Below are 12,564 nucleotides of genomic sequence, written 5' to 3' on the forward strand. Positions count from 1 at the left end.
CGGACATCATATCAGTCCTATTGCTATTAGATTGAGCCAAAATTTGCGACACCGATCGCACTTGCCGTCACCCCATTCAGAGATGCTAAAATCTCTCCGGTTGCTGACAAGCGGATGAATGTTGAACTGTTTTCTTGAGTAATTGAGAATTGCGAGAAAGTCAGACCATTACCCAAAACTAACAAGTCTTTACCAACTTCAAAGTCAGTAATAGTATCAGTACCGGAATTGGTAGATAGCAAGAATTTATCTACCCCATTCCCTCCCGTCAAACTATCACTTCCCAAACCGCCATTCAGCAAATCGTCACCGCGATTGCCAAACAAGACATCATCACCGCTACTTCCGAGTAAAGTATCGTTACCTTTGCCGCCGAAAAGAGTGTCATTCCCCACCGCACCGTCGAGGGAATCATTGCCCCTCAGACCCAGCAAAACATTATTTGGACTGTCGCCAGTCAGGGTATCATCGCCATTTGTACCGAGAATTCGATCGGGGGAATTGCTGCCCAAATCTGCGTCGCCGGTGACAACAGGAGTTGCAATCCCAGCAGGTAATATCACAGCTTGAATTTTGGTATCTAAAGCAGCACCAGTATTCTCAGTAACTACCTGGGAAATTGTCTTAGTTCCCGCACCAACTTCTTTGAAGTCTTGAGTAGTTGGGCCCAAAGCTACTTGTTGGACGCGGGCTACTGATTCAGGAATTGATGTTCCTGTTGGGTTGGAGACAGCAGAATCAATGCGCTGATTTGCTGTTGCCATTACTGTCGCAGCTTGCGAGGTAATTGAGGTAACTTTTTGACTGTTGAAACTGGGGTCAATCTGCTGAATTTTCGCGGCAGCTTGCTGAATTATTGGTTCTAAAGCGAGTGCGTTGCTGAGGTTTAAAACAGTGCCGGATTGAATTTGACTCGTAATTGAACTGACAACAGCTTTGACAATTTCGTTAGTAGCTGCACTGGAAGCACCGTCAATCAAACCCGCAGTTTGAGTGATAACATTTTGGACTTTTACCATTGCAGATAAAGTTGCCACCCCGCCCGGTTCGCTGTCGTTGGTGGCGGCGATCGGATCGAAATCTGCGATGGCAACATCAGCAGGAATGGCAAGAGCAGATTTGATGAGAGATTCAGCCCGATCGCTCTCAATTCCCTTATCTATCAAGTCCACCATCAGAGTAGTTAACAGCGTGACCACAGTAGCGTCAGCAGGTGCAGTAACAGGCGTTTCTAGAGGCAAACCGGTCGCGGTATCAGTGCCTCCAAAAGCCACTAAATTTCCTTCATTTGAATCAATCTCCCCATTGGCGTTTTTGTCGAAAGTCTCAAAGGGAAAATCGAGATTAAATTCACCGCTAGTGTCAGTGTTAGTTGAGGGTTCGCCAGCATCGAGAACACCATTTTTATTGGCATCCAAAAATACCTGGGCACCTGCAATGTAATTATCAATCACCCAGCGACCGTTAACTTTCGTTATCTTGAATATCTGAGAACTGCTAGCACCGGCAGGGTCAGTGGCAGTTAACTTCACCTCAAATGGTCTGACAAAACTCAACGATCGCCCATTAATATTAAACACTGGGGGAGTGCCAGTAAATTTGATGGTGTTCTGGTTAGAGTCGAAAGATAATCCCAGCCAACGACTGTTTAAACTGCTACTTAAAGGACTGCCATCTTTTAGAGTTAATTTGTAGGAGATTAAGTCGCCATCCGGATCGGTGTAGACATTTTTAATGTCTTGATTAAACTCCTTATAGTAATAGGCTAAATGAATCTTCTCTTGTGGCGGACGGTTCTGAACAACACCTCCTCCAGCAATAGCTTCACCCAAAGCCAGCACATCAACACGCTTGAAATTAAGACCTGTATGTTTAACGTTATCCTTTTCATCGTCGCCATCGTTGATAGTGACACCGGTTTGTTTCAAAAGATTAGCGAACTCCTTTGGCGTCAGTTTGCGACCTAATTCTTGCTGTGCTAACTGTTGTGCTAATACTGCTATGCCGCTAATGTGGGCTGTAGCTTGACTGGTACCGTGATAGGTGCTTCTCTCGTTTATATCGCCATCTTTGCCAGCCCCAGTGATAGGTGCTCCTGGAGCAAAAACTGTGGTTAATGTCCCGTTACGCTGAGAAAAAGGAGCAATACGATCAGCAGCAGTGGTATTTGCTGTTACCAATTTCCCAGTCTCACCAGGCTTATTCGCAAAATAGTTCCCCAAAGAGAAAGAACCAATGTTGGAATTGTATACCGCGCCAATCGACAGCGAATTCGGATCTGCTGAAGGGTAGTTTACACCTGGAGGCTCATTCTGGTACGGGTAGTAACGGTTGCCTGATGAAGAGACAACAATTATATTTTTCGCCGCTAATGCTGCCAGTTCATCTCCTATACCGTAGAGTGAAGTTTGACTGGTGGCAAAATTTTCACCGCTGCCGAATGCCATACAAACGCTGGCAATGTTGTAAGTATCTGCATTTTGCAATACCCACTGCAAAGCTTGTTCAACATAGGGAAACTTATTAATTTCGTCACTAGGCATATTATCCTTATTATCCTTTCTCACTTTGAGACCGATAATATTAGCCCCAGGTGCCATCCCTGTATAGGTTGGGTCTTGGGAAGCAATAATGCTTGCAATGTTAGATCCGTGTCCGTCTTTGTCGCTAGCATCCGCGTCGCCGTCGGCAAAATCGTAGTTATAAACGATGCGATCGCTGATGCCGTTTGAGTCGCGGTCAGGGCCAAAGAATGGGTGGTTTAAGTTGATGCCAGTCTCTAATACCGCTACAGAGAAACCACTGCCGTCAATACCGGAAAAACGTGGTGTGGCGCGGAATTTATCCAAATTTATTTGCGCGCTGGATACACTAGCAGGGATCTCATGAAATGGGTCGTTGCCGCTGCCGTCAAAACTACCAAAAAAGTCTGCTGGGAGGAAGTTATTAACGAAACTTGAAGCATTACTATTACCACCAACACCACTAAACAACACTGAGTCGAGGAAATTGCTATCAATCAGGGAAGTGGATAGATTGTTAGTGAGTAGATTGTTGTTGATGCCGCGCAAAATGCTGCTGCTAGGTGAATTTGACTGGGGATTTGTGACGGCTGGGCCTTCATAGCCTGTAGTTGTGACACCTGCAAGACGAGGTACAGCAGACAAATTCAAGTTGTAGGGGGTCTGGGCACTATTAACTGAAGAAACTCGAATGCTGTAAGTCCCGTGTGCCAAAATGCGGTTAATTAATTTTGAACCAGCGCCAGAACTTATTGCAGTTGAGATGACATTTTGATTGCTGTCAAGCAATTCAAGATTAATATCTCCCGTAAATCCGCTGACTGCCAAGTTGAAGTCATTGTCAGCACCGATCGTGAATTTGTAGTAATCTGGCTCGTTACTACTTACTGAATCACTGTAGTTTCTGAGAGCGGAACTTGCATTAATTGTACGGGCTGTAGCTGATGTGTTTCCAGCTAAGTCTTGTGCTGGGATATTGCTGTCATTATCGTTATTGGTGACAGCGACATCGGACGCATTTAATCCGTTAAATCTGTTATCCGTACTGACAGCAGGGCTAGTAACAATGGTGTAAGTTTGATCACCGTCAATAGCAAAGTCGTCAACGCCTGTTACCGTTACTGTTTGCGGCTGATTCCAATTAGTAGAGTTGAAGGTAAGCGATTGCGGAGAAACTGTTCCTTCTGCTGTATTGGAACTTGCTAAATCTATTTTCACATCGCCAGTAGGTGGGATGTTTAAGCTGTTTAGTTGAACGTTAAATGTTGCGGTTTGGCCTGCTTCTGTGGTGATTAATCCACTTGCAGGGCCAACGGTAATTCCAGCAGGTGTGGGAGTTGGTGTTGGTGTTGGTAACGGAGGTGTTGGGGTTGGTGTTGGTGTTGGTAACGGAGGTGTTGGTGTTGGTAACGGAGGTGTTGGGGTTGGTGTTGGTGTTGGTAACGGAGGTGTTGGGGTTGGTGTTGGTGTTGGTAACGGAGGTGTTGGTGTTGGTAACGGAGGTGTTGGAGTTGGAGTTGGTGTTGGTAACGGAGGTGTTGGAGTTGGTGTTGGTGTTGGTAACGGAGGTGTTGGAGTTGGTGTTGGTGTTGGTAACGGAGGTGTTGGGGTTGGTGTTGGCGCAGTGTCGTTATCAGTAATGGGGACATTAACAGCCGGAATTGCGACGCCGTTATACTTCGTATCGGTACTGCTAGCAGTATGACCGATCGCCCCCGCATGATTTCCTTCCACAACCGTATCATCTGTAGCCGTTACTGTGACGGGTTTGGCAACATTCCAGTCAGTAGCGTCGAAGGTAATTGCACCGATCGCATTTATTTGATTTCCCGCATCAAAACTGATAGTAACTGGTGCAGTTGGCTGCGAATTTAACTTGAGTGTATAATTGCCTGTGGCACCGCCTTCTGTAGCAGTTGTACTCTCCGGTGAAATACTCACACCAGTCGTGTCGTTGTCAGCAATCGTGGCAGTCACAGGAGAAATCGTCAGGTTGTTATAATTAGTATCTGTACTGACAGACGTGTGAGCGATCGTGCCGCTGCGTGTTCCTTGCGCTATGCTGTCATCTATCGCCGTAACAGTGACATTTTGAGCAACATTCCAATTATTCGGGGTGAAAGTGACAGGTGCGATCGCATTAATTTGACTGCCCGTGTCAAAATTAATCGTGACGTTTGCAGTAGGTGCGGTAGTCAGAAGTACGCCGTAGCTATCGGTTGCACCGCCTTCAGCAATAGCTGTCCCGCCTTCTGATTGGACAAGAGAAATACCGGGACTATCGTTATCTGTAATCGATGCTGTCACATTGGGAATGACTTTCGCATTATAATTGGCATCGGTACTCGTAGCTGTGTGAGAAATCGTGCCGCTGTGGGTTCCTTGTGCTACATTGTCGTCGATCGCCGTAACAGTGACAGTTTGAGCAACATTCCAATTAGTGTTGCCAAAAGTAAGAGGTGTGGCGATCGGATTAAGTTGATTGTCAGTATTGAAACTGATAGTAACCGGTGCCTTCGGTTCGGAAGTTAGCTGGATTTTGTAACTGCCATTGGCGCCGCCTTCTGTAGCAGTTATGTTCGTAGGTGCAACGCTGAAACCTGCTGTATCGTTATCGGTAATGGCGACATTAACAGCCGGAATTGTGATGCTGTTATAGTTAGTATCGGTACTGGTAGCAGTATGGGCGATCGCACCTGCATGATTTCCTTCAACTAAGTTGTCGTCAACTGCTTTCACCGCAACAGTTTGAGCGACATTCCAATTAGTAGTGGTAAAAGTAAGTGCGGTAATTGGTTGAATTTCACTGCCTGTAGCCAAGTTAATCGTAACAGGTGCGATCGGTTGAGTATTTAATTTAACGGTATAAGTTCCAGTTGCACCGCCTTCCGTCGCAGTCGTGTTAGTGGGAGTAATGCTAACGCCTGCCGTGTCATTGTCGGTAATGGCGACGCTAACAGCCGGAATTGTGATGCTGTTATAGTTAGTATCGTTACTGGTAGCTGTATGGGCGATCGCACCTGCATGATTTCCTTCAACTGCATTGTCGTCCACAGCAGCCACCGCCACAGTTTGAGCGACATTCCAATTATTCGCTGTAAAAGTAAGTGCGGTAATTGGTTGAATTTGACTGCCTGTAGCCAAGTTAATCGTAACAGGTGCGATCGGTTGAGTATTTAATTTAACGGTATAAGTTCCAGTTGCACCGCCTTCCGTCGCAGTCGTGTTAGCAGGAGTAATGCTAACGCCTGCGGTGTCGTTATCGGTAATATTAGCCTTGACGGTATTGCCAGCAGTGCCATTGACCGTAAAACTTGCAGTAGTGCCGTTATAATTAGCATCGGTACTGATAGCAGTGTGAGCGATCGGGCCAGTGTGTGGCGAAGTTTCTGCTAGGCTATCCTCAACTGCACTGACTGTCACTGTTTGCGGTACAAACCAGTTAGTTGGAGTGAAACTAATGCCAGCAATAGGTTGAATTTGACTGTCATTATTGAGTGCGATCGCCACATTTGCAGTAGGCTGATTAGTTAGCACCACTGTATAAGTATCCGTCGTCCCACTTTCAGCTACATTAGTGCTGCCGCCCGACTCAACAATCTTAACCTGCGGCCCGCCAGGAATTATTTTAGTAATAAAAGCATCAGAAATACCACCCCCATTCGCCGCTTGCAAAGGATTTGCTGTTGGGAAATTAGTAGAAACAGTAGATCCTGCTACATAAACTGCACCAGTAGCATCCACCGCAATACCATTACCGTAGTCGTCAGCGCTGCCACCCAGATAAGTAGAATCAACCAAGGCAGAACCCGATGAATTGATACTTGTGACAAAAGCATCTTTCCCGCCGCCGCTGACACTTTGAATAGCATTCTTAGTCGGAAAATTAGTCGAAGTCGTATCCCCGGTAACATAAACATTATTCGCACTGTCTAGAGTAATGCGATGCCCGTTGTCATCTCCGCTGCCACCCAAATAAGTTGAATAAATCGCAGTGTAACCTAGAGGGCCTAACTTGATGACAAAAGCATCATTTGCACCACCTGCATAAGTCGCTTGAACTGCATTTTTAGTCGGAAACTCAGTTGAAGTGGTAATTCCGACAACATAGGCATTTCCAGTACTATCTACAGCGATATCAGCACCTTTATCTTCGCCAAAGCCACCTAAATAAGTGGAATAAGCACGCGCACCATTGCCGTCAAATTTAGCGACAAAACCATCATAACTACCTGCCAGGGCATTTTGAAAGCCTAAATCTCTCCCCGGCAAGTTAGTCGAATAAGTAAGACCGGTAATGTAGGCATTACCATTATTATCTATTGCAATGGCTTGAGCGTCCTCACGATCGCTACCGCCGAAATAAGTAGAATAAACTAAAGCACTACCAGTTGGATTAACTTTAGTAACAAACGCATCGCCACTTCCCCCTGCGTATAGAGGTTGGGAGGCATTGGCGGTGGTGGGGAAACCGCCGCCTGTCAACCCAGTAACATAAGCATTGCCGTTACTGTCTACAGCAATGCCATTGCCGAGGTTGCCCTGGCTACCGCCTAAAAAAGTAGAATAAACTAACCCATTCCCGGCAGCATTGAGTTTAGTTGCCGCAGCATAGTAACTAGGTGGTGTAGTTGCTGTAGGTTGAAAAGAACCAGGTGTAGTTGGATAACCCGGATCGACTTGTCCGGTTAAATAAGTATTGCCTTGACTGTCTACCGCAATCCCAAAACCGTATTCATTGCCAGCACCGCCGATATAAGTAGAGTAAACTAAGGCAGTTCCTTGGGGGTTAATTTTAGTAACTAAGAAATCAGCTTGACCCCCTGGCGTAGTTTGCCATGCACCAGGAGTAGTCGTAAAATTGTTAAAAGTAGTGCCTATAATGTAAGCCGCACCTGTACTATCTACAGTCATGCGGTTGGCGTAATCATTGCCGTTGCCGCTTATGCCATCACCGCTGCCACCTAGATAAGTGGAGTAAGCTAAAACCGGATCGATAACTAGGGGTTGAGTGCGGTCAAAATCTCCCAAACTAAAATTAACTTGACCGTTTCCTAATAAATTGTAAGCTGCGGGAACATTCACCCGCTGTCCGTTGATATCTTGATAAACTATCGGTGCGTTATCAATTAATTCGCCTAGCGGTGTCTCTAATATCAGCGCCCCGTCGTCGCGCAACCGGATGTCGTTAACACCACTATAGTTCATCTTAATTTGACTCGGATCGGCAAAAGGTGCAACCAAAAACTCGCTTTTAAGTTGTCCTTCAGTGCCTTTGAAAACGCGGTCAATTCCTTGATAGACGTTTTGATAAACAACGCCGTTAAAAGTAGGCACATTAGTCTGCCATTGACTAGAATCTTCGCCTAAAAGAAAGTTAGCAACTCCCGGCAATTTTTCCAGCCCGGAAATTGTGGGATTCGGGTTGCTGTTGGCTAAGCTGCTGCGGACAATTGAAGAATTTGTTGGTTGATTTCCCGGTTCATTAGGTGGCTGGAAAGCGGTAAAGGTGATTTCGTTTGGAGTGAAATAGATACTGTGACCGGCACCTTTTACCTGGAATTTCACATTGGGATCGGTTTGTCCAGCATTTGCAATAAAACTTAAGGGAATTTGACCGTAAGATGCCTGTTGATTTTGAGAGCTCATAGCTGGTACCCCTGGTTCATGTTATGCGAGTAAGTATATACAAGTACCAGCTCTGCTGTATAGTAAATTCTTGCGAAAAATTTACGAAAAATACAATTTTATTGCGAAATTTATCGGATTGTCGATTAAAAATTGTAACACGGGCTACGGACTCGGTTTTTGTAGCTGGTTTTCTGCATTTCCAATCAGATTTTGATCGTAGTGCGATTCGTTCTGAAGAAACCCTTAATACGGGGGGATTTCAGGCTTTGGTAGAGTAACCCCCTCACGGGTGGAGTACGCACTTAAATCCTCTATCAATGACAACTTGATATCCATGTAGGTGAGGTAAGTACCCTAGAAAACTAAGTCCTACCGCCCTGGTGCGGGGTTGAAAGCACGTAAACTACCAACAATGGTAGCCCCCATAGAAGGAGAGTGATGACAAGCTCTATGAAGCGGGGACGAAAGCGGTAGAACGGCGGTAATTGCTGAAAGCGCCACCCGCAAGCAAGAGTTCAATAAGCGAGCCATCATGGCGGTCAATGGCAATAATACCCTTGTGGAGCCTAACCCTCTTCTGTCACTTTCGGCAAGAAATAATCTGCAATCCTTAGAGCATAAGACTTTTATCAAAAAATCTTAATTTCCGCCATTCTGTTAGAAAATAAACGCTCAAATCCCCGCTCTATCTACAGTTAAAAATTTGGCTCTCACTTTTATTTTCCCAGAGTGACAGAAGAGGGCTAAGACGGATGTGATGGAAAATCGTGGGGCAGAGCAGACTAAGTGCCGTTGAGCCATCGTTAAGAATAGCCAGGGGAAATAAGCTAGTGATTCGGTCACACCCTGGGTTGGAAATACCCGGCAAGGGTAAGGTCTAACAGGATCTACGTACCGAGTTAGCGCACTACCTAGAACCCCGGTGGAAAGGCACGCCCTAAAGGACTCCAATAATGGATATCAGGAACGAAGTAATCCTCCCTATTGCTCCTGTTGCGGTCGATGAACAGGCAGGCGATCAGGCTACAAACAATAGGAAGGAAAGGATGGTTCAAGAAGCTAATGCCCAGACCGAAACAACGGTCAACGCCTGAAAAGGGATGGAATAATTTCCGGGATATGCTGACGTGAACCGCAATGTGCTCAAAGCTAGAGGTACAAGTAGCAATGAACAAGCCTAAATCTGATTCTAAATTGAAGACAGAGGGATGGAAGGATATTAATTGGCGACAAGCTGAGAAATACGTCTTTAAGTTGCAAAAACGCATCTATGCTGCTTCATGTTGTGGTGATGTAAAAAGGCTTCGCCAACTCCAGAAAACATTGATGAGGTCTTGGTATAATAGGGTACTTGCAGTTAGAAGGGTAACACAAGAAAACCAAGGGAAAAAGACGGCAGGAGTGGATGGTATAAAATTATTATCCCCAGTAGCACGTCTTCAACTAGCAGGGCAACTAAGGTTAACTGGAAAATCACAACCCACTCGTAGAGTGTTGATACCCAAGCCAGGAACAACCGAAAAACGCCCATTAGGAATACCCACAATTTACGACCGCGCCCGACAAGCTGTAGTCAAAGCGATGCTTGAACCCGAATGGGAAGCACGTTTTGAACCGGGAAGCTACGGTTTTAGACCAGGAAGGTCATGTCAAGATGCAATTAAACACATCAAAAACTGTATTCAAACTAAAGCGAAGTATGTTTTAGATGCAGATATAGCTAAGTGTTTTGATTGTATTAACCAAGAGGAATTACTCCATAAGTTGAATACTTTTCCTTCACTTAGGCGACAAATAAAAGCCTGGTTGAAATCAGGGGTAGTAGATGCTGGAGAATTTATAGCCACGTCCTTTGGTACGCCGCAAGGCGGGGTCATTTCGCCACTTCTAGCGAATATCGCCTTACATGGATTAGAAACTGTTGTTAAGGATTATGTAGAAAGCCTAAAAATTAAAGGGCTAAGCCGAATGGAAAAACGCCGTTCTGTTAACGTAATCCGCTACGCAGATGATTTCGTGATTTTGCATCGCGACAAATCGGTCATTGAAGGATGTATGGCTGTACTTTCTGATTGGTTGGCTGGCATCGGCTTGAAATTGAAACCCTCAAAAACTCGATTAACTCATACTCTTGACCCCTATAAAAGTGCTGATGGTTTGGCTGGTTTTGACTTTCTCGGTCATCATATTCAGCAATATTATCAAGGGAAATATCGGAGTAGTGAGGATAACCACGGCAAAAAATTGGGTTTCAATACACTCATTACCCCATCAAAAAAGGCAATTCAGGTACACCAGAGTGAAATTGCAAGCATCATAAAGATGCACAGGTTATCTCCACAAGAGGCACTGATTAAAGACCTAAACCCATTAATTAGAGGCTGGTCTTATTATTACAGTGCCTCGGATATAGGCACAAGTGGAGAATCCTCCAACCAAGATAATCTGATTTACCTGAAACTTCGGAGATGGGCTAAACGCCGTACCGGGAGTGCGAAGAAGGGGCATTACTTATACTGGCGAACTATCAATGGAAACAACTGGGTATTTGCGCCCAATCAAGGGAGTAATACAATCCGCTTAGTTCGGCATACGGAATTCGTCAGTAGTAGCGCTAATTACCTGATGCTAAAAGGGAATAAAAGCCCCTATGATGGCGACTTAGTTTACTGGAGTTCCCGAATGGGCAGACATCCTGAACTACCGAATAGAAAGGCTAAATTGCTGAAGCAACAACAGGGTAAATGTCAGGAGTGCGGATTGTATTTTCTTCAAGGAGATGTAATGGAAGTTGACCACAAAGAGCCATTGACACTGGGAGGGTTGGACGAGTGGAAAAATATGCAACTGTTACATCGACATTGCCACCACAAGAAGACTGCTACTGATGGCAGTCAGAAGTCCATTAATGACAATAGGAAAGCACATTGAGTAGCCGTGTGAGGTGAAAGTCTCATGCACGGTTTCGGAAGAGAGGGGTGGAGTGGTAACACTCCCCTCGACTCTACCTCGGGTCGATCGCGATTAAAGGCCAGGCCGGGTTTACAGGCTTTCTCGTTTCTATTAGAGATATTGGTGAACCTGCCCCTACAGGATTAATATCATGTCCGGTCAAATAGATATAATTCCTGTAGGGGCTCCCCTCACCGACAATAATTGCCTAAAACCGACAATCTCAGAAACCTGCCCCCACCCAACGACAAATCGCTGTTAAAGTTGATTGCGATATTTCTTAGGAGTCAAACCGACGATTTTGCAGAAAGTCTTGCTAAAGTGACTTTGGTCGTGAAACCCGATTTGCTCCGAGATATATGTTATTGATAAATCTTGCCTTTTCAACAACTGTTTGGCTTTCTCAATCCGGCAATTGGTGACGTATTGATGGGGAGTTACTCCAATTGATTGTTTGAACAAACGACTGAAATAATAAGGACTAATCTGCACTAAGTTAGCCAGTTCAGCTATGTGCAAATCTCGGTTTAGGTAGTCATTTATGTAGTTAATAACCATCTGCAATTTGACAGGATCGAGACCGCCTTCAAAATCTCGCCTATGCGGTTTTTGTGCACAATAGCGGTGCAGTATGTGCATTGAAAGCGCGTTTTTCAGTGCATCGACATAAAGAGTACCGTTTATTCCACCTGATTCGAGTTCGGTTTTGAGGGCCCAGCCAATGCCGAGAATCAAAGGATCGCTGATTTTCCAGTGCGGTATAATTTCAATGAGGTTTGAATTGGTCGATTCGCCAACTGTTTTGTCGAAGTCGGTAGGGTCGATCGCCATCGCGACAAATTCAGGATCTTCGACTGCACCTGACTGGAAATCAGTACCAGCACCACCAATGAAAATCTCTCCTCTTTGCCACGGTTCGCTACCGTAGTGTTTCCCGTTGAGTATTCCGTTTACTGTAACTGAATTGAGTATCAGCCCAATGTTGTGTTGTTGGAAACAGTGTTCTGGAGTTTCGTCTGCTGGCTGACGGTGATATTCGACGTGAATTCCCTCCCATTTTGTGCCGTGACTCGACAGGATTGAGGGACTCGGGAGAATCGATTTCATCGCGTCTGGCTGGGCAAAATCAAGAATTAAGGCTTTCTCTGAGGACATAGCTTGTACCTGGGGCAGTTGCTGTTATTCTAGAGCTCTTAAGTTCCCGCAGTTATACAAAAGATACCCAGCCTTGTGCATATTATAGCTCTGTTTGTCAAGGTTCCGCAATCAAAATTAATGGAGTTTGACTCTAGGGCGGTGTAGAGTCGATCGATAGTCGGCATTTTCATATCAGCCGTTGTGCCTACAATTAATTACTGATAATTCTTAACTTTTAGAGCGATAAATCTAAAATCTAAAATCTAAAATCTAAAATCTAAAATCTAAAATCTAAAATCTAAAATCTAAAATCTAAAATCTA

At 45.0% G+C, this 12,564-nt stretch carries 3 protein-coding genes; 1 reads left to right on the plus strand and 2 read right to left on the minus strand.

Annotation, left to right across the window (positions count from 1 at the left end; translation table 11 throughout):
* Positions 1–26 precede the first annotated feature (26 nt).
* A complete protein-coding gene (locus Q5691_RS22970; protein ID WP_333347272.1) occupies positions 27–8,171 on the minus strand; it encodes a DUF7948 domain-containing protein in 8,145 nt (2,714 codons plus the stop codon).
* Between the two features lie 1,149 nt (positions 8,172–9,320).
* Here Q5691_RS22970 and ltrA point away from each other — a divergent pair.
* Positions 9,321–11,084, plus strand: coding sequence for a group II intron reverse transcriptase/maturase (gene ltrA, locus Q5691_RS22975; protein ID WP_333347275.1), 1,764 nt, complete (start codon positions 9,321–9,323; stop codon positions 11,082–11,084).
* A gap of 279 nt (positions 11,085–11,363) precedes the next feature.
* On the opposite strand, the gene Q5691_RS22980 is transcribed toward ltrA, so the two are convergent.
* Positions 11,364–12,260, minus strand: coding sequence for an AraC family transcriptional regulator (locus Q5691_RS22980; RefSeq protein WP_333347278.1), 897 nt, complete (start codon positions 12,258–12,260; stop codon positions 11,364–11,366).
* Positions 12,261–12,564: the final 304 nt, after the last annotated feature.

The organism is Microcoleus sp. w1-18aA5, assembly GCF_036701705.1.
In the GTDB taxonomy this organism is placed as follows: domain Bacteria; phylum Cyanobacteriota; class Cyanobacteriia; order Cyanobacteriales; family Microcoleaceae; genus Microcoleus.